This is a genomic window from Barnesiella viscericola DSM 18177, from assembly GCF_000512915.1.
Taxonomy (GTDB): Bacteria; Bacteroidota; Bacteroidia; order Bacteroidales; family Barnesiellaceae; genus Barnesiella; species Barnesiella viscericola.
Genome location: NZ_CP007034.1, coordinates 2797979 through 2823611 on the forward strand (window position 1 = coordinate 2797979; position 25633 = coordinate 2823611).

Here is a 25633-nt window from a genome sequence, read left to right on the forward strand (position 1 = left end):
TCCAGATATAAGAAGAAACTTACAACTGAATCCTGTTTCCATTTACACAAAATTTTGGACAGTGTCTCAATATACTAACTATTAATAATCCCTTTTATTAAATCTTTAATCTCTTTTGGAGACAGTTGCTCGTACTTAGTATTTGTGTCACTTGTTACGCCCTTCTTAGTCTCTAAATATGTTAGCCAAAGTGCCAAAAAGGTCTTGGTAAATTCTTTCGCAAATATGCCATTAGAATACTTTCCGACATATCCGTTGTATGAGGTTAATATTCCACTTCTGACTGGATAAAACTCATAATCATCTTCAACAACTTCAACATAACCAGACTCATTGATAACGACATAATTATCATGTCGGTCATCTGCTGCCATAACTACATATTTTAATTCCTTGTAATTAAAAATATGCTTAGGGACTTCTACCAAAAATAAATATGGATAAAAGTATGCATCTAAAGTCTTATACTCTTGCCCATTTGCTATACTATACTCTTCAAGTCTTTTGCGCAGCCTTTTATTAAGATTAATTGCATTCTCTCTTCCGTAAATATAGTATATCTCTTCCGAGTCATTTTTTACTTTTTTCACCCGGCCATCTTTGCATAGAAAATAATCAATAGAAAAATCGTCAAGTAATCCTCTAGATTCCATTAAGTTGAGTTTAAAGCAATATTTTACAGATGCTTTAGATTCTTCAACTAGTAAATCTACAAAATTGATTTCGTCATAATGACTTCTAATTAAATCTCCATCATGAGAGGTGTCTATTTCAAGTAAATCCATACCCGATGTCCTATCCAGTTTGAAAGGATTTTGAGAATACTTATTTCGTATAAGTGTAATATCTTCTTCACTCAAAATTGAATAATAATCATTACGCATTGAGCAAATGTAAGAATAGAAGTCCTCTTCGGAACAATCGGCATGTCTTCCGTCAGTTGTTTGACTTATTGAGTTATAAAAACTACGCTTAGCGACAAAGACTATAGCTCCATGACAATACCTTTCAACACGTTTTGCATCAACTGGTAATGGTTCGCCTGTGTCATAATCATATACTCGATAGATCCAATTCTTAGCATCGATGTAATGAGCCGGCTTATCTTCAATCAATTCTTCACTAATTCGATCTTCAAAAATAAAAGGAAGTTTATCAAATTCAAGATAGAAATAATTCCACAATTCATCTCCAACAAAACTTCTGATTACTAAACGTTTTGGCTTACAAATAAAAGTAAATTGGTAGTCCAGATAAATACACCCTTCTTCAGGTGCAATGCTCGCTCCTTCCAGCTTTAGACCGCCTCTAGAAGGCAACATGGAATAATTCAATACGCCATATCTCGATAAAGCATTTAGAGTCTTTACAATATCTTCTCTTTCTGTAAGGACAGTATGAACCGGTTTCATGCCTCTAAAGAGAATTTTATATATGAAATCCCATTCTTGTATATTTCTTAGACGTAAATCACCATCAGATCTTTCCCAGGAATCCAAGGCTGCAATCAAATCATCCATATTCGGTCGTTTCCTCGGTTGTTCTTGTGTTGCATCATGAAGAAAATCATCTATTTCTACAAGATATTTACCTCTATACTGCTGGATATCATGAAGGCTGATAGAACTATATTCAACATCATATCTTCCATCAAACCCATCTTCATCTGTGGCTAAATACATCCATAATGACTTAGCCAAAGAGTATACATCTGCGGCTGGCGTAGCTTTACTTGCATCCCTTAACACCTCTGGGGCTATAGTATTCCAAGCTCCCAATTTATCACCTTTCTTTGTTTGATGATCGCTGTCTGGGATATCTACAATACCGAAATCTCCAATTAGAAATTTATCATCCAACCGATATAAATTTTTAGGTTTAATATCACGATGAGTATAACCAAACTTATGAACTTGCGATAAAGTTATAGCGAAATTGCGGAATGCTTCAACTGCAAATTTCACAATATCATCTTTATACATATCTTTCGGAAGTACTTTTTCTATTTTCTTCTTCCAATCCTTAATTTCGTCACTTATGCTTCTAGCTATTGGCATAACATACCAACACTCATCAATATTAAAATCAATGATTGGCATAACCCCCTCTATGCCCTTTCTCGCACACATACGCATCACTTTGATTTCATCTTTGAATCGTGATATTTTATCTTGATTTTTCTCATAGAGAAACTTAATAGCAAATTCTTGTCCATCACTTTTACGCTTGCATCTAAAGACTTTAGCAGCTCCTCCAGATCCTAAAGAGGATTTCATATCTACATCATATATATCTACATATGATTTTCCAATATTTAGAGAATTTATTTGATTTTTATATTTGATGAGCATACTCCACTTTACTTTTAGATCTTTAATAATTTTCTCTTTAATACTTTTCAAACTATACATAGTGATAATAAACATAATGTTCCCTTAACCCCATTTCAGGTAATATTTCAATCATAATCATATTGTATGATTCCATTGCGCTCCATGTCTAGCATCACAAAAACGGACACCTTCAACCACTGCCCAATGGTGGTAGTGATTGACCATAACACCAAGTGTGCAAAGAATGACCATCAAGACGGAGCTTTTCCCATAATTTTGACATAGTCTCTAGCTCTGCATTTTTAATTCAGGAAAAGTATTTAAAATCATCACTACCCCCAATATACCACTAGAAAATAAAAGACTCACCCTGAGCGCGCTGTTCTTATGAGAAGCGAGGAGAGTATGTTATTGCAAATTTAATTAATAAACTTCATATACCAATGTCTTTCTTAAATAACGTGAGTTCGATATAAAATCAAAAGATAGTAAGTTGCCCGTCATTGATAAAATTAACACCAATGGCGGGTTTCTTTTCAAAGAAACAGTATGCTGCAATAGCCGACAAAGAGTTAGCAATGAAATTGTTGAAGGAACGGTATCTGGAGTGTTCTATCTGTGCTATGTTCTTCAATTCATCATTGACAGTTTCAATCAAAGCTCTTTTGATGCAGTATTTGTATATCATTGATTATCAATAGTGTAACGCTCTAAAAGGTACAACCAGTAGGTTGGCAAGTGTCTGAGAATGTGTAAGTTAGTGATTTTTAGCGCCATTCTCGGCTTGTACCTCCATTTTGGAAAGTAAAAGTAAGTGTAATATCTTGAATATCAAAATATGCGGTACAAAAACTTGTGAAAAACGGTGTTTTTTGATGAGAAAAGGTACAAAATAAATTTAAGCAGACGGAAGTTTTGTGTTGTTTTGAGTACTTCTATGTTTGAATATAGGTATATTCTATTTTTACAAAAATACATTTAACATAGTATATATAAAAACTATAGCTATGTACCATCTTCTACTGTTCCCTCCTTATCATTTTACAAGCCTTTTCAGTAACTCTATGCCATGAACAATTTAGACAAAATACTTTCTGGTAAAACTTTCCAGACTTTCCCCAGGGGCTTGACTGCAAATCTTACTAATAGCTGGACACTACTTGTTTTCATCCAGCACGCTCATGGCTGCAGTCTTGTGTTGCGAATACAAAAGTTTATTCATAACCACAAAAACGTTAAGTCGACTGATATACTACCTTCTACCAGAATGTATTATGTAATTTTATGAACAAAATAAATGAAAGCTTGGAATTCGCTAGGATATAGTTTAGTTAATAATTTAACTTCGAGAGTCTTAAATGCTGTTTTTGACAAATAATCTGTAATTTTGTGATAAAATGAGTAAACGTAATGGTAAATATGAGTTGCATATTCTTATGAAAAACTACCTTGCAAGAATAGTTCTGCATCGAAACATGACTTTAGCTACGAAAGCAAGTGTCGGAAATGTGTATAGTTGAGGTGATGTGTAACTCAACCGAGGTAGGCTTAAGTACCCCAAAAGAATAAAAGCAAAGGAAATAAATAAGATGTATCATCTTAATGCAGTAGTCCAATTTAATTTTCAAATTAAAAAATATGGAATTGACAAAGGGATTCATATACAAAGAAGTGGATTGTTTGCTAAAAAAACAGAAGGAGACATATATTCATAGTAAGGAGATTGCTTTAGCATTTTCAAACAATGAACGTCAAATAGTCAATGGATATCAAGGACGGCAGTTGTTGGAGATGCTGCAAAACGCTGATGATAGTGGCGCAACAGAAATAACCATAACTTTTAAAGATAACACTCTGACAATTTCTGATAATGGACAAGGATTTTCATTAGAAGGCATCCAGTCTCTATTTATTCCAAATTGCAGTTCCAAAGCAAATTGTTCTGATAATATAGGAAACAAAGGAATTGGTTTTCGTTCGATTTTAAATTGGAGTAATGATATAGTCATAAGAACAAAAGACTGTAAATTACATTTTTCAAAAACTATTGCAGAAGAATACGCAAAAGAACTTTACGGAATAGAGGATTATGAAAATATTGTGAGAAAAAGAGGGCTTGGCGTCAAAGAAATACCATTCCCTTTGTTAGGAGTATGTGAGCTTCAAGAAATGAGTGAAACAAAGATAGGTACAGACATAGTCATGACCTGTTTTGAAAATAAACATAATGAAATTGCAGAACAATTAACCCTAATTGAAAAACATTTCTTATTGTTTACTAAAAAGTTAGAGAAAGTAGTAATAAATAATTGTGAATTCTCACGAGAACAAGGGAATATAAGTGTCTGTGATAACTGTTTTGTTACTCCAATTAAGATAAAAGGGAATGAACTATTTGAGGAATGGCGCGTATTTGAGAGAAATGGAGAATATGAAGAATCAATAGAGATCCATAGTAACGATAGAAAATACACCATAAAAATAGCATTGCCTAATGAAGAATATGACTATCGGAAAGTACTCTATAATTATTTTCCTATGGAGGAATATTTAGGATTCCCATGTTTGATTCATTGTACATCAGATACAGACAGCAATAGAAATTATCTTAATGACAATGCTCAAAATCATTTTTTACTGACCAAAACTGCAGATTTCCTTGTTGAGATCGCAGATATCCTTAAAAAGGAAAATTATCCATCCACATGGGCACCAGTAAATCTATTATTGTCTAATCTTGATAATAACAAATTTTCATCATTAGGTTCAAGGATGAAGATGGTTATTCTTGATAAAATAGAAGAAACATTAGATACACTCGAATTATTTCCGACTAATGGTGGTGATTATAAAAAGATAAGAGATTGTTATTTTTATGGTGATGACATAAATAAATTCTTTAAACTTTATTCTCAAGAGTTGCCAGATTTTTTGCTTTGTGAAAATGTTCCCCAAGCATTATGCATAAAAAACAAACAATATGAATACGATGATTTTATAAGCAAAATAGACTCTATCTCATCTTCAATTGACAAGATTGATGAGAGGGTTAATCTAATATCCATTTTATCTCGAATTTATAGAGATTATAATCAAGACAATAAAAAGTTCTCTTTATTGGTTAATGAAAATAACGAGCTGATAAATAATGATATAGTGGGATATATTGGAAAAGAAAAAGAAACAAAATATGATGTACCGACATATTTAAAAGTAGATTTTGTAGATTCCGAATTATTTTCGCTACTTAAAGATAAAATAGACTATAAACTTGATAGTGATAAGGATACAGTACCTCGCGCAATCGCAAGAAGTTTGAGGGGCATTGTTAATATAAGAAGTTACGACCTCGATAACATATTAGACCAAATAGAATCTTACTCAAAAAGCTTATCAGATACAGAAAAAATCAAGCAGTCTGTTGTTGACTTATTTCATATATATCAGGCAACAGGCTTTAAAAAGGAATTGAAAATAAATTTAGTAAATAGGAACAATGAAATTACTCCTTCTGATGAATTGTTCTTTGGCGATGATTTCAATTTCTCGGATAAGTTAGAAATGATTTATGAAGGGATTTACACAGATAGCCAATACCTCGTATGTCCAGAGTTTTGGGGATTACAGGAAGAGGATTATTCTTGCTTACAGAATTTCTTCATAAAACTGGGAGTTTCCAAGTATTACAGAATAAATTTTGAAAAAAAGTCCTCAAACAAAGAATTCTTAAATCATTTGAAGGAATACTATAACAAAGACATAGATATAGAGCATTGGGCATTGCGAGTCGAGGATTACCAATCATTTTCAAACTTTGATGCAATTATTAAAATGACATTTGAGCAGACCATCATATTATTTAGTCATTTTGATGACATTCGTAATCAAATAGCTCCCAATACCTTATCTCATGTTTACAAAGATATTTCGAGAAATAGGGATGATAAATGGTTGCCATTGACTGGAATTAGATATCAACTTCAGAAACTATGGACAACAGAAAAAGATTTCTGTGTTTTTAACTGTGTAGATGGAATAGCCATAGTAGGTAAAAAGGTAGACTCAAAACTCACTTTTATCAGTGAAGAGAAAAGATCGTTCGTAATGGATGTTTTGAAATCCATTGCATATGATTTCTCAAAACATTCATTAAAAGAGAATGTCAATGTTCTTAATAAACTGAAAGATTGGGACTCATTGGGATTGCAGACTCAAAAAATTTATCGTTCTGTTTATAAGGATACTTCTGATAAATATAATATGACTGGTCAGAGCCTATATTTATATGCTAAAAATATAAACAAATTAAAGTGCGATTATTGCAGAGCCAGTGATATATATTATTCAGACAATTTAGTTTTACCTAAAACTTTAATGTTAAAAAGGAATATCATGCAATTTGTGTATCCTTCGCGACGTGGTATTGACAAAGTGACTGAATTCTTTGGCGTTAGAAAAATGTCTGAATTAAAACTTAAAATTGACAAAAATAAAATATCTATAAATCAGTTAAATGAAGATTTTGAATTATTTATTAACGACATAAAGCCATTTATACTTTATCATCGTTTAGATTCTATAGATAAATATGATAAGAAAACACTGGCAGCTACAATAAAGAAACTTAAAATTAGGTTGGTCAATGTTTGTTGCTGTTTTATCGGAGATGAAATCGAACCATATCAATTAAGCGCATTTGAATATGTAAATTGTGATAATTGCTTTTATATGTTAATACCTGATGATATAGATGCTGTAGAGTCTCTGTGCAAGAAAGCGCAATTTTGCTCAGCTATTGCCGAAATTATAGGTATGACATTTAATTTGGCAAAAGATGAAGATTATGTGAATATGGTTCATGATTTCAACTTTTATAAAGATAGTCTTAGTCACAGTGATTTCTATGAAGATAGAATAAATGAATGCTATGCATTACTTGGTATACAGATTAGTGAACGTGATTTTTGGAATAGAATTTTTCTATATAGAGGAGAACCAGAGTTATCCTCACAAACAAGCACTAAAGATTTAGAAAATGCTATTAACAGACTTGGAATAAATATTAAAGATCTACTAGAAATTGACTATAAAGATTGGAGTACAGATGACTCAATAGTATTATTAAAGAGATTATGTGAAAACTTTTCGGATAATAAGATACTTGAACATGTTAATCTCTGTAAATTCCATGAAAGAGAATTTGGTAAATACAAGAATCGATTAATGCAAAGGTTTGAATACTCCCTCTGGGAAAAATTACGTTATGAAAGTAAAGAACAGCAAGCAAATTATATCAGTATAATTTACGATTTCAAAAACTTAAAGGGACTAAATATTCAGGAATATGAACACTCTTTTGTTGAGGATTATGAAATGATAATCAAAAATTGGGCATTCATCCAATTTAATGTCAAAATAGGTGAGGTCGAAGAAGCAGTCAAATGTCTTTATGAAGATATTGAACCTGAAATCAAAGTCCTTGATGAACATATGAAAAGTCTTGCCTTCTTTGATAATAATAGGGATATATTACTGGAAAATATAGACAAATATGAGAATAGTAAAAGCAAGGAAATTATAAATGGCAATCAGGATAAAGATATTCAAATACTTGCCATAAAGCCTACGATATTAGATTATTCTAAAATTTCCCCACAAGGAGATAGGAAAAAGAAAAAGTATAGAGAAAGTAAAACAATTGAGAAACCTGGTAGAAACTTCAATACCCAAAATGAGGAACAAAAAGCAAAAGATGGAAAGGATGCAGAAGCTCTTGTAAACACTTATTTATTACAGAATCCAGAGCAATACAAAAATGTAAAATGGATGTCTTCTGCTGGCAGATTACAAGCTGTACAAGGGGATTCTGCTGGATATGATTTTAGTTACATTGACAAGAATGATGTTGAGAATTATTTGGAGGTGAAGTGTTCATCTTCAAATAGATTTTTCCTCTCTGCAAATGAATGGAAAGTTGCTCAAGAGAATGTAGATAATTATCATATAGCCCTTGTTAATGGATCAAATATAACCATCATAAAATGTTTTTTTAAGGAAAAAAATAGATACTCGGAAAAGGTTGATACTTATGAAATTTCATTCAAAATTAAATAGCGAGATTCTATAATAATCCGTATCAAAAAGTTTTTGGATACTGCTAAAAATTTTGTGTAAATGAAAACAGGAATCAACTGTAAGCTTCCTCTTATATCTGAATTCTGTTTTCAAAAATATAAAAAATAGTGGCAAAAAGGTTGTATCCATATAAGACCATATTTCCAACATTTAATTATTTGTTTCCTCCAAATATAACTCATTTTGCAAAATATTCTGTTTTTAACCAATAGGCATAAATCGGATTCTGAAATGAGATTTCACCAGCCTTATTATCCAATATGTCATTCTTGATAAGAGCAGCCTTTGAGTCATTGACAATATTGTCATTACATTCGAGACTAAAATGTCGGGGTAAAAGCATCTATGATCAATTATATTCCCGGCTTCAAATTTTGTCACAGCAAGGCGATCCTTGGTCTGCTTTTAGGTAGGCATGTTCGGCAACGACTATACCGCAATTTATGCTCACATTTTTCCCCAGCCCTATGTAGTCGGGGAGTGATATGTTTGAGACAAATTTGATATCGAAGGCTTCCATATTCACCTCTTTGTTCCTGATGGGGTAAGATCTGGTAACTTCGGTAATTCTGCAGACCAGCTCTTCTTCCAGAAAAATACCTACCCCTTTGGTAAAAGCGAGAATATTGCCTATGAGTATTTTCTCGAGAAACTCTATTCGTTCAACCAGACTTTCGATTTGATTATATATCGCGTAGTTTCTGCTGTTGAGTGGGAGCCATCGTTTTATTTTATAGCAGGACATGTGTTCCCATAGCTTTATTGTAAACAGTGCCGGTTTCAGGCTCTCTATCTCCATCTGCTTACGTTGGTTGCCGATTGTCATTTCGCCTGTATAGTTGGCAAAAAAGTCTCCCATGGCAGCTATCCCTTCGTTTATGCAGACTATGGCGGCACACTGGTCTATTCGTTTATATTGAATCAAGGGATAAGAGTATCTGTAATTCGTTGGGGTGTGGTTGTGAAAAAGAATATTGTCGTTTTGTAAGGCATGTATTATAGCCCCTCTGAACCATTTTATCTCTTTGTCGCTTATGGGAGTTTTAAATTGAATGGTCAGTATTTCTATTTGGTTTTCCATCGTTACCTGTCGGGTTATTTAGTTGTTATCACACAAAGATATGGTTATTATGTATACGATAGTAAATTTTTTATAAAAATCAGATATAGTTATCGATATAGATTTGAGGCCTGTTTCTGATGTGTGGGGATAAAATTCATTTGCGAAAATTTGATTTTCTTGATGTGCCTGATTATTAGATATTTGCAAAATAGACCTGTCGAGTGTTGGGACGTAAATTTTCGCAAATGTATGATTTTGAGAAAAATGGAGAATCACTTGCGAAAAAAAGAGGACCTCTGTAGATAACCTGTATTGATTATCAGCGTGTTGCGTGTTGTTAAAAAGCCGTTTTTTCGCAAATACCCTATTTTATTAAATATGACTTTTCATTTGCGAAAATTTGTTTGTATTTAATTTGTTGATATGCAGATATTTAATTAAAATTTACAGTCGGTTTCCTTTGAAATGAGATTATCGAAAAGGGACTTTTGCGAAAATTTTGGAGTGTAAGGCATAACTTATTGATTTCTTTTACTATCTTTGAATAAGATAGGATGCGGTTCGGAATAAAAAATATCATAAACAGAGTTTCGATATTTTATTCTTCGCTCCCTTTCACTATCTTTGCGTTCATAGTAAATCATATAGTTCTTTAACTTATTGATTTTCGTGTTGTACATTACTATTCCATTATAACAAGGATTAAGACCCAGAATATTTTCCATTAGTAAAAACATCGACTGTACATTACTATTCCATTATAACAAGGATTAAGACGTAGTGATTAATTGTTTCTTAGCTTTCATATCTCAGTACATTACTATTCCATTATAACAAGGATTAAGACCCATAATAATGGCAACAAAACCAAACTTTTTCATGTACATTACTATTCCATTATAACAAGGATAAGGGGCTATGAAGCAAATGCTTTCATAGCGATTCGGGAGGAGATAGGTCGTGCCATAGGAATGGAGGCGATGGACTTTTAAGAAAAAAATGTGCTTTTTTGCAGGTGTGTAATAAATATTTTATAAATTGCGAAAGATTTATAAAAAACAGAACCATGAAAACTACACCACCTGATGCTATGAAGGTAATTGTTGCAGGAGGACATTCTTTTACAGATAAACGAATGGTTTGCAGGTCGATAGGAACTGCATATTGAAATACCGGGAGAGCAATAGGGGGACGGAGTGGCGGAATAAACCAGTTAAAGACTTTTATGTTGAAATCTTCAGAAATTGACAAGGAGAAAATCATTTTCCTTTTGGGGGGACACGATCTTGAAATGTGTACCATAAAAGAGTTGCTTTGTGAACAAGGCGTTCGATATTTCGATGCGGGCTTGCGTTGGGACAATGCCCGGTTGAGTGCGTATGCCCCGGTGCTGGAACAGTATGGCAACTCTCCCGATTGGACTATCTGTGGGGTGGAGTTGGAGGCCGATGTACCGAAACCTCGCAAATACAAGGTCATAGATCACCACAATGAAAATAGCGATAAGCCTTCGGCACTGGAACAGGTGGCCGAGATATTGAGGGTGCCATTGGACCGATACCAGCAGCTGGTTGCTGCAAATGACAAAGGTTATATAAAGGCGATGACAGATGCGGGCCTTCAGGTGACAGATGCCGAGATAAAGGACATTCGCCGGCGGGATCGCGAGGCGCAGGGCGTGACCGACAGAGATGAACGGCTGGCCCAAATGGCCATTTATGACCATAAGGAAGATTGTGGCGAGCTGGTGATTGTCAAGGCCCTCTCGCCCAAGTTCTCGCCGATATGCGACCGGTTGTATCCATACGACAACCTGTTGATATATATGGACGACCGTTGGTGCTTTTACGGGAAGAAAACGGACCAGGTACGCCAGCTTTTTACGCAAAAAGAAAGCGTATATCTTTACAGCGGAAAGGAATATGTAGGCCTTAAAGACGGGGCTGTTTCGAAAGAAAAGGTGCAGTCGATGGTGAATCGAATCCGTCGGGTGTTTTTTCGTAGCTATCACATCTTCTATTTCCCATTTCGATGGTCGCTGAACGGCGATAAAGAGAGGGTCTTTTCGAAGCAGGTAGACTTGAGCCGTATCCCTATATCGGATTACTCGCAGTGGCGCAGGGTGCAGCTGGACCCTGCGGAGGTCTGTAGGCCAAGAGATGCCAAGTAGCAGCAAGAGGCTTGTGAATTGTTTGGCGAGCGACAATATTTCTTGGAGTTTGTTCACCCGGTTCTTTATGATGTGAAGGGGAAAGAGGATCCTATCTTGTTCCATTATGAGCGGAACGAGCCGCAGGTGAAACGTGTCGAGTATCATATCGAGCTGGAGGATAGAACCTATACGTTGCAAGTAGACTCGATGAATATCAATCTTTATGCCACGGGTGTAGGTATCTTGTCGTTTTTCTTGAAGAACGACCGCCCGGACCAGTGGGACCCCAATGCTATCCTGGACATCAATCAGTTCGGACGTAGAGTCATGCCGCCTCATAGCAACGAGTTTTCGCAGGAGAGCCGGGGAATGATAGCGCGCACTATCTCTATCACCGGGCTCTCCGGTGACGAGCAGAGGTATAGGGATACTTTCGATTATGGGGTGAATGCTCAAGGCAATCAGCGAGGGTTGCACTCGGTATGGAGCCCGGCCACTTTTATCGAGAATCTCATTATCGATTTGTCGCCGGCCTTGAAGGTGGTTCCGGTTATTGACGACCGCATGCTGGTGAATTGCTGGTATGGGAACACCAAGCTGGCCAATAAAGTGAAAGGCGACAGCGAGAGGACGGATGATAAATTCGAGTATGGCGATTTTTGGTATCAGTATGTCTTTGTCGACAAATCTACCGAGGTAACTTGCCAGAATACCGGTATGAAAAAGAAATTGCTCGATGCGGCAACCTATTGCCGGTGGCAGAACTATGGAAGCTTGTATGGAATTTCGCGCTATTCGATGGTCTTATTGACCAATGAAGACAGTTTTGCCCGGGACGTCCTGTCGATGCACATGCGCACCATCTATTCCCGCATGTTTGAGCTGGTTATTGCACAGCGGGCATCGATGCTTCGATTTTCGGGTGAGGTCACCGAGGTGAGTTGCTTGAAACTTGCGCCTGGGTTGAACGCGACAAACAAGGTGATCGCACAGAGAATAGGGTCGTTGTACAAGGAGTATATCCGGTTTGTCAATCAAATCTATTTCAGAAGTGTGACCGCCCAAGACCAGGGTATTGAAATGTACAATATGTTGCTCGGCCAATTCGACTCTGATGAACAGATAAAAGATTTGGATCAGGAGATAGGCGAACTGTATCAGTATGTTACGCTGCTGGTAGACCAGAATAGAAGTGAGAATGGCGAGTATTTGAATAAACTGGCAGCCATATTCTTGCCTGCAACGGTATTGGCCGGGATCTTCGGCATGAATCCCGTGAAAGACCTGGAAGGCGATTGGGGCTTCTGGGTACATACGGCTTTGATTGTGGGGCTGTCGTTATTGGGGTATAAATTCATAAAAAATATAGGAGGACGTAACCAATGAATTTTATGTGTATTCAGTTGACCGAATATGGCACTCAACGAGTTCTGTGTACATTGATAGTTTGTGTGGCAATAGTAGGCGCAATCTGGCTGTTGAGCCATTATCTGTTGAAGTTGGTCAAAGCTGTACAAAATGACAAGACTACACGTCAGGCCAATCTCCACTTACATGAAAAGGAGATGAAGGAACTTGAGTGGGAACATAAAACAGACTGGGAAAAATTGTTGAGAGGGGACGTGAATAACGGTGTGGTTAACAAGCCGGAGAGCAACAAGGTTTGTGCCGAAAAGAACCCTCGGGAAGTGATAGAGACAAAAGCAAAGTAAAAATCGTGTAATTTTTTTTGTATTATGCAAATATTAAAAGTGACATTAAAGCAGCATACGCCATTATTGCATTTTCAGCCGAATGAACCGAATGCGACTCTACGGACCTCGGAGGTAAAGCCCAAGTTGGATAAATATATTATTGAGCAAATAGGGGGTGGTTCTTATGAAGAAGTGAAAGGGGAAGTCAAGAAAGATTATAACGACTTGTTTATAAACAAAGATAACATTTATGCCTTGGATTATAGTTTGAGGATCGATGTAAAAGATATAGATTTAAGAACTAAAATTTTAGAAACCGATAAGCCTAAAATTAAGGAAGATAAGAAAACACATAAGAAAGAAACTTATTATTTATTGAAAAATTTCCCGTTGATTTTATCTAATCTGGGAGGAAAAACGGATAGAGATAAATTGGCGAATCTCTCTTATACACAGTACCCAATTGAGTTGATTTTTATTATTAAAAACAAGGGAAAAGAGACTGTAAATGGGCCTGGCTTCAACTTATATGACATTATAAAGAAATATATTGTATTATTCTTTGCTAAAAATAATTTTGGTCAGCGTAGTAATAAAGGCTTTGGAAGTTTTACCGTTTCAAAAATAAATGATCAATCGGTTCCTTTGCATATGCCTTTTAATTTTTATATTAGTTATAATAATGATAATAAGAATAATAGATTTATAACTTTGTTTACAGTTATCGATTACTATTGGAAGTCGTTGAAGTCGGGAATCAATTATACCAAAAGGAAAGTAAACCAATTCGATGGAACTATATTCAGAGATTGTCGGAAGTTATATCATAAGTCGTATTTGTATCAATATCTAAATAAACCAAAAATAAAGTTAACATTGGAAAAACGGGTAGTCAAGCAGCAATTACGATTGGAGAGTGTCAAATTGGAGGGTGATCCGCAAGAACAGCCGAATAATAATTCTTCTTTCTTTGCCAGAGCCCACCTGGGGTACCCAATCGATAAGATTACTTACAAAAAAATGACTGGAAAGATTCTAAAGAGATATAATAGAAAGGATGGGAAAGAGGAAGTATATGAGTCATTTGAACAAATAGATGTTGATATTTCAAGTAATAAACAATCGGTTCAACGTATACCATCACCCATTATTTTTAAACCGATATTTGATGGAGCGAAGGTAATTATATATATTCTTTTTGACCAAAAGATTATAGAAAGTATTAAGAATACAATTCCCGAGGATCTGATGTTTACCTTTACGAGAAAAGAAGAACAAGAAGAATTGAAAGTCTCTGTACCAATGTTTGTTAAAAGGGGTGATGAAAAATACATTATAGACTATGCCGATCTCATAAAATCATTCCATGAAAGTTTCGAAAAAAAGAGCTTTGTTGTAATGAATGCTCAAAAAAATAAGATTTCTGTAGAACTCTCCTGATTATAAGACATAATATGAAATATTTAGCTATAAATTTAGGTCCCATTATCAAGACATTTTCGATGGCCAGAAAGCCCAAGGAATTTTGGGCCGCAAGTTATATGTTCTCCTATTTGATGGAGTGCATTTTGGCACATTTACAGAAAGAAAAAAACTCTCTGGAGCTTATTTCACCAGCATATGAGAAAGAGAATAAAGAGAAAAAAGGGAATGAAGAGAACCCGCTTGTTGGAGTAGGGTTGTATCCCGATAGAGCCTTTTATGTGGTAAAACAGGAAATAGACATAAATAGTCTGTTAGAAGATGCTCTTAAGTCTTTTGCCGAAGATATAGTCTTGGACGTAGATGTGGCAAGGAATTTCTTCCGTATCATGACTGTATGTCAAGAATATCCATCTTCGTCAGAAGCCATGGCCGGATTGAATAAGGCATTAGATATCTTGGAATTAAATCAGGTGGCATGGGACTCGGATACATTTGATGCAATACTGAAATACTTGAGGAAGGCGAATACGAATTTACCTCTATATAAGATAGCTTTCAATAAGGACTATTACTCAATCGGGACGCTCGAAGAAATTGCCCGGGCTAATGCCAAACAAATAGATTATTCTTATCAACGATATGTATGTATTGTGCAGGCCGATGGCGATTGTATGGGCAAAATCGTTTCTTCTAAACAAATGGATGGAAAACTGAATGACTTTTCATCTCGGTTGATTGCTTTTGGCAATGATGCTTGTCAAAGAATCAAAGCCTTTGGCGGACTTCCCATCTATGCCGGAGGCGATGATTTGCTTTTTATCGCTCCGGTATGTGGAACTGATGACAAAAACATTCTGGAGCTGATTGGAGAGATTGATGGGAAATATCAAAAAGACATTCAACGCTATGTGGATCAACTCAAAGTAGAGGCTAAAATCGATGAAGGAGGTAAAACCAAGACAGTCCCCGTACATACCTCCATGTCGTATGGCATCTCTATTATCTATTGCAAGTATCCCTTGTATGAAGCTTGGGAGATAGCTCGAAACATGTTGCTTTCGAATGCCAAGCAGGTGCCTGAAAAGAATGCAATAGCCATCAATTTGCGAAAGAACAGCGGGTCCGACTTTGAAGTGGTAATGAGCAAATCGTTACAGATTCATTACAATTTGGACGATTTAATTAGATTTACGCCTAAAGAGTCTTTTGTATCGGCCGTTGCCCATAAAATACGTGCCAATGAACAGCTGCTTGGTGTATTGCCTAAAGAAGAACCTTTTGAGAATCTCGACAAACGCCTCAATGCCTTTTATGAGAAGATTGTAGATGTAGCGGCTAAATCGGAAGATGAAACGACCTATCTATTGAAAACAAAAGATACGTTCGAATTCATCTATAAAGATTACTTTATAGAGAAAAAAAGGAAAGCCGAAGAGGCAAAAGAAAATAAAAAAGAATATCGGGAGGCTACAATAGAGGAAGATATGAAGAGCATCATATCGACTTTCTTTAGTGTACTTCGTATTGCAAAATTCATTAAGGGTGAGGAGGTGAAAGATGAGTAAATATCTGATAACATTAAAACCGCTTGGCAAATATTTTTTTGGAGGTGACATGACTTTCCAAGTGGGGGCTGACGAGAAAAGCAAATTCAATGAAGCATTTTCGAGTTATATCATTGCCTCTAACAAGTTCCCGCAGCAGACCTCTTTGCTGGGAATGATGCGCTATCTGTTGCTGACCCAAAGCCCGGAGGTATTTTCACAAGAGCGCAATAGGATAATCGATCAATCCAAAGCAATAGACTTGATTGGTAGGGAAAGTTTCAAGGTCTCGATTGAGCATAACAAACCTAATGATTTCGGAAAAATCAAAGCATTGGGCCCCTGTTTCCTGAGAAAGGGTGAAGAAGCCGTCTTGCCTGTTCCCAAGGACTATCGCTTCGGTATATCGTTCGGTAAAAACGAATCGAGTTCCGTATACTACAATGCACGGGCATTGAGTCTGCCGACCATAGAGGGTTATAGTGCGAAAGAGAATTACGATGTTTTGTATATTGGTCTCAATAGCGGGACTGTTTATAAAGAAGAAGAAATTTTCCAGAAGGATAGCCGTATTGGTATCAATAAAAACTACAAAGGGCGGAGCGATACCAAGGGATTCTATAAACAGATATTCTATCGTCTGAAGGACAACTTTTATTTTGCCTTTGTGGTAGAGTGTGATTTCGATTTGGAAGCCTGTCAAAACGAAATTGTCTCTTTAGGAGCCGATGGCAGCCGGTTTTCGCTTTCGGCAACCTTGTTGGGTGAAAGCGGAATCGAGTTAGCCTATCCGAAAGATTCGTTGAAAAAGGTGACAGGTGGCAGCCGGGTTATCCTATTGTCCGACACGTTGTTGGATGTTGCGGATTTGGCGAGTGTACGATTCAGTATTACCGAGACGATTCCGTTCCGATTCCTCTGTACAAATGTTGAAACCAGAAATTATAACATATTGGGTGACGTCAAACGAGTCCAAGAGAGATACTATCTGTATGAGAGAGGTTCGGTATTCTATTTTGCCGATGAAACAGCCGCTGCCGCATTTGGAACATTGGTGAATGATAAGAAAGAATTTCGCCAGATAGGATATAACAATTACATAATACAATAACCAACTAAACAAGATAAAAATATGAAAAGTGTTTGGATTATACAAGCCGAGACAAATATCCATGTAGGAAACGAAAATACTTCCAGTGTAGGGCTTATCGATAAGGAGATTCAGCGTAATGTACTCACTACGATTCCCTGTATAAATGCCAGTTCATTGAAGGGTGCGATGAACGAATATGCCACGTCAGAGGTCAAGTTGTCCCCGGCAGAGCGGGTGGCAATTTTCGGTGTCGACAAAAAGGATAAGAAAGACGAGATTGTCGAGACCCAAAAAGGAGGCTGTCTGTTTTTCGATGCCTATTTACTTTTGTTGCCGGTACAAGATGACAATAATCTGTATAAGTTAGTCACCAGTAAGGAAACGCTCGAGCAATATGTAGAGCTGTTGAAATTGATGGGGATAGATTTATCTTACTCCGGTTTGGTAGAGGAACTCAAAACGCGTGACTCTCATTTCGATGGAGAAGAAGGGGCCGGGAAGAGCATTATAGAGCATAAAGACTTCACGGAGCTTTGCTCGAATGAAGAACTTCCCATCGTGGCCCGAAACACTTTGATTGGGAATGGCAATCTGTGGTATGAGCAAGTTTTGCCTCAGAAAAGTATATTCGGCACAATCCTTATAGCACCCTCTTCGGTCGAAGTCTCCAGAAAAGAAAAAGATGGTGAAGCACAGGATCCGGAAAAGGCAAAATATAAAACCGTATCCGTATCGGTACAGAACATGGATAAGATCATTACAAAAACATTCGATAAGCGGATAGTGCAAATTGGAGCAAACGCCACCATCGGATATGGATATTGTCAATTTATTAAAATCAAGGAGGCATGACTATGAACAAGAAACGAATGGCCAAGATGATGCAGCTGGCCAATCAGGCTCTGAACGACAGTGGTATATTGCAGCAGGATAAAGACGGTCCTTTTATTGAAGATTCGTACAATGGTCAGACATCGGCTTTCGGCATTACGGTGCTTATGAGTGGCTTGATACCGGCATTGGCAATTTATTATCAGGAGGCAAGCGATACCCGAAAAATCAATCGCCGTAACATTTTGGAAGCGATAGGGAAAATGATAGAGAATGATAAAGAGGTATCTATACAAATCAAGGACCAGCCTTTGAATCAAAAGGTTAAGGGTGCCGATACATTATTGAGGACGGCCTTCACATGTGCAAACGATAAGAAGATACTGAAGCAACTTTCGACTGAAGTTCTCGAATGTGCAACAGCTCTAAAGCAGGTAATTCGAACCTATAAACTAAAGAAATAATCATGCCGAAGAACTTACATAAATTCTATTACAAAGATTATTTTGCCGGCATATACTTTTGTATAAAGAAGAACTCCGACAAGAACGAAGTGAGTACCAATAATGAAGGTACAGTAGAAATTGAAAGCCGCAACAACCAGCTTCTTGAATCGAGTAATCAATCCTATTTGGACGAGGCAAAAAAGGCGCTTGGCTCGATAAACACGTTCGTTAAACATGGTTTTACATTGGATGTTCGCTATCCGGGTCTGGTGACCGGTGTGGGCATCAATCACGAAGCCAAGGTCGAAGGCGAATTCAAACTGGGACTCCATTTGGACTATACGACGGGATTGCCCGTGATTTACGGATCATCTGTAAAAGGCGTGTTGCGCAGCGCTTTTCAAGAAGAGAACTTGCTGGACATACTGCCGATTTTGGTTCCGAATCTTAAAAACGAGCTTGAACCCATTCAACGCAAGATGCAGTCAAAGCCTCTTAAAGCGTGGGCAGATGCTATCTTTGGTGACGATGACGACCGGGATTCTCGTTCGCCATACGAGCGCGATATCTTTTTCGATGCCATTGTCGTTAATACAAACAGTCGCAACCGTTTTTTGGCAGCCGATTCTATTACGCCTCATGGGAGCGATCCGCTCAAAAATCCAGTTCCTTTGACATTCGTGAGGATTGCGTCGGGGTGTAAGATAGAATTTAGATTCAGATTAACAGACTCCGATTCGTTGACCGCCAACGAGAAGGAGACGCTATTCAAAGCTATTCTGATAGCCTTTGGCATCGGAGCCAAGACAAATGTCGGTTATGGCCGATTGGAATATAAAGACTGATAGCCCCTCTGATAATTATGGAAAATCTATTGCAAAATCTTTCGGTTTCCCGTCTGACGGTACGTTTTTTTGCACAAGAGCGCGTGTCTATGAAATTCTGGATAGGCGCGGTATTGCGAAACCGTTTCCTGTATGCCGCCGACCAGGTTCTCGATGAACAGGGCCTGTCCCTGCGCCGGCATATCGATACCCTGCCTCTGCCCCAAGATCATTTCTTGTACAAGCAACTGCAAGGCGGATTTCCCAAAGGCTTCCTCTTCGATTGCAGCACTCTGCCTTACGAGGCTCCTGGATTTACCTTGGAGGAGAACTGGATTTACACCTTCTCCCTCGTTTTAATAGGGAATATGGTTGTCCATAAGCAACTGTTCATAGAGGCTTTGCGGGTTATGCTGCAAGCAGGGTTTGGCCACCCGATAGTCCCGTTGACCCTGGTAGATATTGTCGAGACTCCACCGCAAAGCTGTCCGATAGGGCTCTGCGAATCCTCCGATGCGGTGACCACTCTGGAGCTGTTGTTGAAAACACCCGTATGCCTGTTTCCTGTTTCGAAGAAAGAGGGGAACGGATTCCAAAGCAAGATGAACGGTATCCCATCGTTCTGTCAATTCATGCGCTCTTTGGCATACCGTTTGGTAACGCTAAGTATACTCTACACCGACAATCCGTCCCCTCTCGATAAGGCGCAGATGGACAGGCAAATCGACCAATATCTGCAACCGTCTGAACAGACCCTCTTGCTGCGGGCCGACTTGCGTTGGGAGAAACGGCGCAATACACCCAAGAAGGGGGCAAACGCCGTTTATACCATGGGTGGATATACGGGGTGTCTCGTCTTCGGTCAAGTACCCACACACTATCTGCCCTTGCTCGCATTCGCCGAAGCCTTGGGTGTAGGAGCCGACATCAGTTACGGGTTAGGCAGTTTCCTGATACGGAAGATTGAGAGGAGGAGAAACAGGCCTGACCGGTCGAGTTGATAGGGCTGATGTCTGACTTTTTGAATTGCAATTGATTATCGCTTGGGGCGATGCGTTCTTTGACATTTTTTATTTCCTGTCCTACTGCTTCGGCACGGCATGTCACCCCGCACATGATGCGGGGTCCAGTTACGGCACTCTTTCGGGCATTTCTGGATTCCGCGTCGTAGCGCGGAATGACAGAGTAGTCTACTGCTTCGGCGGTATTGAGACTCTTCCGGGAGACAATTAAGGAAGTACGTATATGGTACCTATGTCTACTGCTTCGGTGGAGGGAGGTCACCCCGCACTCGATGCGGGGTCCAAGAAAGGGTCGCAAAAAATGATTCTCCTGTTTTAGACACCGGGATTTGCGAAAATCAGCTTTTTTCGGTTTTTTAGATGTCTGATTATCAGTGCGAAATTGGATCTTGTTTTACCCATTTTTTCGCAAGCCTACTTTTATCGGAAAAACCGCAGGAGATTTGCGAAAATTTTTGGACAATCAAATCTTTGATAAACAGTTGCTTGCCGATTTTTAGATCGCAAAAAGGCTTGTTTATTCAAATTTTTATACCTACATTTGCGAAAACGGAGAATCATCAATGTTAACCATTGGGAATGAGTCGTTTGTATTAGACGCTGTTTCTCCGAATTTAGAAAGGAAGCTGAAAATCAGATTGGTACCTATGTCTACTGCTTCGGCGGTATTGAGACAAAATATCCATAATTTTTATTTTTTTAGTGAATGGTACCTATGTCTACTGCTTCGGCGGTATTGAGACAAAGAATGTTATATATAATAACACTCCTTTTAAGGTACCTATGTCTACTGCTTCGGCACGGGGTGTCACCCCGCACTTGATGCGGGGTCCAGTCCCGGCACTTTTTCGGGTATTTCCTGGATTCCGCGTCGTAGCGCGGAATGACGGGGCAGTCTACTGCTTCGACACGGGGTGACAGTGCGATTTGTTACTTTTGAAGACAAGGGCAGAGTATGAAATGTTAAAAAAGAACGGGGCTGTATCGTAACCGATGCAGCCCCGTTTTTATATACTATGGTTTGTAATTGGTTGTATGTTAATCTATTTCTTTTTGGGGGTTAGAGAGACACAACTCCAACTCCACTCCTGTTTTTTCTTGTTGTAGTTATATACGGCTAATGCGGTGATGCAATCGCTGTTCTCCAGGCGATATGTGTGGACCATGTGCGGAGGAATGAAACATTCTATTCCGTTCCCCTTGACAAAAGCGAACAATCGGTCGGGGATTCTTTCGACAAGTCCCGTCAGTGATTGGATATACGAAGTATCTTTCAAGGCCGATGATTCGATAAAACGGGTTTTCACAATATTCATATCCTTTTCATTCACGGGCAGCCAGTATAGCTTGATGATTGATCCAACCCTTACCTTCTGGGGTAGGTTGGAGAGTTTCACCATTCTTCGTTGTTTGTAGCCATATACGATTGCTGCCAGTTTTTTGTTCGGGTCTATATAAGTGACGATGGCGATATCTTCGTTGGTTCCATGCAGCAAGATGGCGTCGGTCGGTTGCTTGTAGTCCATACCGTCGCTGCCATCGCTAGTGCCCTGTTGTGCCCACGGTTCTTTTAGCCAGTTTTGAACTTCGTGTGGTAAACGCCATTTCTGACTGGTATAGCATTGTACAATTTGCTCTATCTGAAATTTGGCACGCGGATAGTCTTTTTTCTGTAAATAGGCTGCGGCGAGTTTCATGCGGACTTTCCCTAAGAATGTTTCCTGGGTTTTGCAATGTATGGCCCTCAACAGGCAGGCCAGGTGTATCTCGCTCTCGTTTTGATAGATTTCACTGAGTAGTTGCCATACCCAGAATTCCGATTTCTTTTTCCGGACAAATGGTAATACACTCTCCAGAGCCTCATCTTTCTCGGCACCCATGGCCAGCATCAGTTTTCCGCAGAAGTATCCGGGATAAAGCATCGACGGATAGTCGTCCATTAGTTTTTCTATTTTAGGTAGGAAAACTCCGATTCGCTCCCGGTCGTTTAACTTCAGCAAGACTTTGGCATAAGCGATATAGGTTCGTTCGGACAAAGAGATTATGCTCCGTCCGTTCTTCAGTTTAACCGGTTGATAATCTTCGGGCAGCAGTTTGTCCATGTTCCACCATTCAAGAAATTCGGCCCACTTCTCCCAAGTTTCGAAATTCAAACAGACCTTTAGCAGGAAGGAGTATCCTTTGGACGGGTTGAACGAGTATTTCCGTATGAGGGAGAATAGGTGGTCCAGGTCGTCGGGCTTTTCGGGAGACAGCCCTTTTATGAACTCGGTGATACACCACAGGGTCGTGTCGAAAATGAGCGGATCGTTTTCTGGTGTAAGCAGATCGAGGTTCACCAATTCTTCCAGATGTGCCCAAAAATCGGATTGTCTCTTCTCTTCGACATCCAACTTGATTAAATAATACAGTGCCCAGCCCATGCCACGTTGGGACCATATATTTTGAGGCGAAACGCTCCAATCGGCTTTGGCTATTGCATAAGCCGACTCGGGCTGGCCCGCTTTGCACAAGGCCGTTATCTCTTTCAGGGTAGCCATGTCTATATGAAATAATTTTGTATTTCCTCTATCAGCATTTTCAGTTCACCATCATCTTTCCCGGCTAATGACATCGGCTTGGCATAAGTGACGAAGCCTTGTTCGTTGATATATATTTTCAGATACGACAGTGTGCCAGATGTGCGGAAGTAGAAGATTACACTGTAATCTTCGGGGTGCTCTACTACATTGGTAATCTGAATGTCCAGGCTGTCGCATGCCGAGCGTATCAGTCGATACAGCTCCTCATGAATCTGATTGGAGGGCACATAGTCGAAGACCAAAGGCATGGAGTGCTCATCGTTCAGCATCGTGCAGACCATTACACTATGTTCCGATGGTGTTTGAGGTACGGCCGGTAGAAAAATACCGCCCTTTTTATATCGGATATCATAACGCTCCAGGCCTTGAGGTGTTTGTATATAGTAGATTTCCTGATAGGGTTTGCTGATGATCTGCGCTATTTTATAGGGCGACCATTCCATATTGTGCTGAATGCACATCCACTTGGCCTGCAAATAATCGGGCGCAGAAGCTTCGTGAAAGGGCGAGGGGGTGATTTTGCCGATAATTCTGCACTCTTCATTGATTTTTGAACAGGCTTGCAGGGGCTCGATGCGAAATTTGGAAAAAGGAGTTATGTGAGGTAAATTGGCTATATACAAGGTGCGTCTTGCCCTGGTTGTTGCGGTATATGCCCAACGCAAGCAATCGTTACTCAATCCAGTTCGTCCGGTATAGTCGACAAATACGCAGTCCCACTCTCCGCCTTGACATTTATGACCGGTTACCGCGTAACCATATTTCGCTTTCAAGCAGTTGTAATACGCGTCGGCTTCCAGGGCATCGGCAAATTCCTTCGTACCTTGTTTCAGATGAGGATGACGCATGCAAAAATTGATATACAAGGCTCTACACTCATCTATGCTCAAGTTCGACATTCGATTATTCAACAGATTTAACAATAAGAAGCAACTCACGGGATGGCCCGACGAATCGGGTATTTGAATGCGCATGAATTCCAACGTGATAATTTTTCGAACCTTATTCCCGCCCTCTTGTACATATACCGGAGCCGACTGCTGCACTTTTTCTCCTGTGTGCAATACGGGAATGAACTCACCATTCATTCGGTCCAAGTAAAAATTATTCTGCACAACCATAAGTACCTCTCCCTCTTTTAAGGGAGGATTCGCTTCTTCATATATCCTTTGTCGGATAGCCTGATTATATTGTGCGGCATCACTATTGGAATAGCAGATGACTACGGTGTTGTTGGCTCCGTTTTGTTTCCTCGTTTCCAGATATTTGTCGAGCAGTTCGCCCGAGGATAGGCATTCAACCTCGCCCGTTTTCTCGGCAAATACCAATCGGTTGCGTTTGTCTTTCTCCAAAAGATTCCTTATTTGCAGGGCATTTTTCAAAATCATGCTGTCCCCCTTTTGTCTGAGAATCTCGGTCAACTCTGCAGTCATTACCTTTAATCCCTTGGCTTCAAAATAGGATTCGTTCAATGCTTGGGAAACAGGGTCACCAACCGGGGGTAACTGAGCCGGATCTCCTACAAAAATAATTTTTCCACCAGACGAAGGACGTGCATAGGTCAACAAATCGTCCATTAAATTGTCGGTGCCAAATTCGAATAGCTCTTGTTTGACTTGACGGGCACAGACCATGGAGGCCTCGTCGACAATAGCTACCAAATTACGGATATTGAAAGATATGGGAAAGTGTAGCTTAAATTCCGAATCGGCAATATCGGTTACCGGTTTTACGGCCAGCGATGCCTTATCGTATATGACCCGGTGAATGGTATAGGCTTCATATCCCGTTTTGAGGTGTAGAACTCGGGCGGCCCGACCGGTAGGAGCCATTAAGGTTATCGGCCGAATCGTAGATATATAGTCCGCCATCTGTTTAATCATGGTCGTTTTACCCGTACCAGCATATCCGCAAAGAATGAAAACGGCGGCATCACTCTCCATAAACTTTTTTATCGCATCTAATACGTGCTTTTGTTGTTGTGTCAATTCCATATAATTCTACCGTTTGTTCTTGGATAGTAGAGATTTTCGAGACAATTACAACCAGCCATAAATTGTCGGCCTTTTATGTGTTGATTAACAATGGTATATCGGTTTGAATACTGCCATTGGCAAGCAGCCATGAGCTGGATAATTTGTAAGTCAGTAGCTTTTGTATTCCTCTTGTTTTGTACCTCTTTTTAGGATAGTAAAAATAAGCGTAATTTCTTGAATATCAAAATGTGCAGTGCAAAAACTTGTAGGAAATGCTGCTTGGGGTGAGAAAAAGTCTCCAAATAGCTCTGAAACAAGGGCGGACATTATGATTATTTTGCGAAGTACTCAGTCTTCAACCAATAGGTATAAATCGGGTTTTGAGACGAGATTTCACCAGTCTTATTATCCAATATATCATTCTTGATAAGGGCTACCTTTGAGCGGGATATTGAGGCCGGTGAAGAGATTTGATAGCGATGCATCGCTTCGGTTGAACTATCCTCTAACGGT

Annotated in this window: 15 protein-coding genes and 1 pseudogene; 11 read left to right on the plus strand and 5 right to left on the minus strand. The window is 38.8% G+C overall.

What is annotated here, in order from left to right:
- Positions 1-74: 74 nt before the first annotated feature.
- Both BARVI_RS11645 and BARVI_RS13235 read right to left on the minus strand, forming a co-directional pair.
- A complete protein-coding gene (locus BARVI_RS11645; RefSeq protein ID WP_198015971.1) occupies positions 75-2402 on the minus strand; it encodes a serine/threonine protein kinase in 2328 nt (775 codons plus the stop codon).
- A 409-nt stretch (positions 2403-2811) separates the two neighbouring features.
- A pseudogene (locus tag BARVI_RS13235) lies at positions 2812-3000 on the minus strand (transposase); the annotation flags it as partial.
- A 971-nt stretch (positions 3001-3971) separates the two neighbouring features.
- On the opposite strand from BARVI_RS13235, the gene BARVI_RS11655 reads away from it, so the two are divergent.
- Positions 3972-8447 (plus strand): sacsin N-terminal ATP-binding-like domain-containing protein, encoded by a 4476-nt coding sequence (locus tag BARVI_RS11655; RefSeq protein ID WP_025279409.1) that lies wholly within the window; start codon positions 3972-3974, stop codon positions 8445-8447.
- Between the two features lie 388 nt (positions 8448-8835).
- Here the strand turns inward: BARVI_RS11655 and BARVI_RS11660 are convergent, their stop codons facing one another.
- On the minus strand, positions 8836-9549 hold the full coding sequence (locus BARVI_RS11660; RefSeq protein ID WP_025279410.1) for a CRISPR-associated endonuclease Cas6: 714 nt from the start codon (positions 9547-9549) through the stop codon (positions 8836-8838).
- A 1207-nt stretch (positions 9550-10756) separates the two neighbouring features.
- Between BARVI_RS11660 and BARVI_RS11665 the strand changes: the two genes are divergently transcribed.
- The 10 genes from BARVI_RS11665 to cas6 all read left to right on the plus strand — a co-directional run bounded on the left by BARVI_RS11665 (position 10757) and on the right by cas6 (position 20541).
- Positions 10757-11701 carry a hypothetical protein gene (locus BARVI_RS11665; protein ID WP_051401129.1) on the plus strand — a complete coding sequence of 315 codons (945 nt, stop codon included), beginning with the start codon at positions 10757-10759 and terminating at the stop codon, positions 11699-11701.
- A gap of 42 nt (positions 11702-11743) precedes the next feature.
- Positions 11744-13069, plus strand: a complete 1326-nt coding sequence (locus tag BARVI_RS11670; RefSeq protein WP_198015972.1) for a magnesium transporter CorA family protein — start codon at positions 11744-11746, stop codon at positions 13067-13069.
- A gap of 65 nt (positions 13070-13134) precedes the next feature.
- Positions 13135-13395: a hypothetical protein gene (locus BARVI_RS11675; protein ID WP_157232593.1), complete on the plus strand. Its 261-nt coding sequence runs from the start codon at positions 13135-13137 to the stop codon at positions 13393-13395.
- A gap of 24 nt (positions 13396-13419) precedes the next feature.
- The gene (locus BARVI_RS11680) at positions 13420-14817 is read left to right on the plus strand and encodes a hypothetical protein (protein WP_025279412.1); all 1398 of its coding nucleotides are present in this window, start codon (positions 13420-13422) and stop codon (positions 14815-14817) included.
- Between the two features lie 14 nt (positions 14818-14831).
- Positions 14832-16367, plus strand: a complete 1536-nt coding sequence (locus tag BARVI_RS11685) for a Cas10/Cmr2 second palm domain-containing protein (RefSeq protein ID WP_025279413.1) — start codon at positions 14832-14834, stop codon at positions 16365-16367.
- Entirely contained in the window at positions 16360-17457 is a 1098-nt protein-coding gene (locus tag BARVI_RS11690) for a type III-B CRISPR module-associated Cmr3 family protein (RefSeq protein WP_025279414.1), read from the plus strand. The genes BARVI_RS11685 and BARVI_RS11690 overlap by 8 nt, the downstream gene beginning before the upstream one ends.
- Positions 17458-17478: 21 nt before the next feature.
- Entirely contained in the window at positions 17479-18291 is an 813-nt protein-coding gene (locus BARVI_RS11695; RefSeq protein ID WP_025279415.1) for an RAMP superfamily CRISPR-associated protein, read from the plus strand.
- A 2-nt stretch (positions 18292-18293) separates the two neighbouring features.
- Positions 18294-18734, plus strand: coding sequence for a type III-B CRISPR module-associated protein Cmr5 (locus tag BARVI_RS11700; RefSeq protein ID WP_038534384.1), 441 nt, complete (start codon positions 18294-18296; stop codon positions 18732-18734).
- Positions 18735-18736: 2 nt separating this feature from the next.
- A complete protein-coding gene (gene cmr6, locus BARVI_RS11705) occupies positions 18737-19561 on the plus strand; it encodes a type III-B CRISPR module RAMP protein Cmr6 (RefSeq protein WP_025279417.1) in 825 nt (274 codons plus the stop codon).
- 89 nt (positions 19562-19650) lie between these two features.
- Positions 19651-20541 (plus strand): CRISPR system precrRNA processing endoribonuclease RAMP protein Cas6, encoded by an 891-nt coding sequence (gene cas6, locus BARVI_RS11710; RefSeq protein ID WP_025279418.1) that lies wholly within the window; start codon positions 19651-19653, stop codon positions 20539-20541.
- 1064 nt (positions 20542-21605) lie between these two features.
- Here cas6 and BARVI_RS11715 read toward each other — a convergent pair.
- Entirely contained in the window at positions 21606-23102 is a 1497-nt protein-coding gene (locus tag BARVI_RS11715) for a tetratricopeptide repeat protein (protein WP_025279419.1), read from the minus strand.
- A 2-nt stretch (positions 23103-23104) separates the two neighbouring features.
- Complete coding sequence (locus BARVI_RS11720; RefSeq protein ID WP_025279420.1) at positions 23105-25138, minus strand: ATP-dependent DNA helicase; 2034 nt, start codon at positions 25136-25138, stop codon at positions 23105-23107.
- Positions 25139-25633 lie beyond the last annotated feature (495 nt).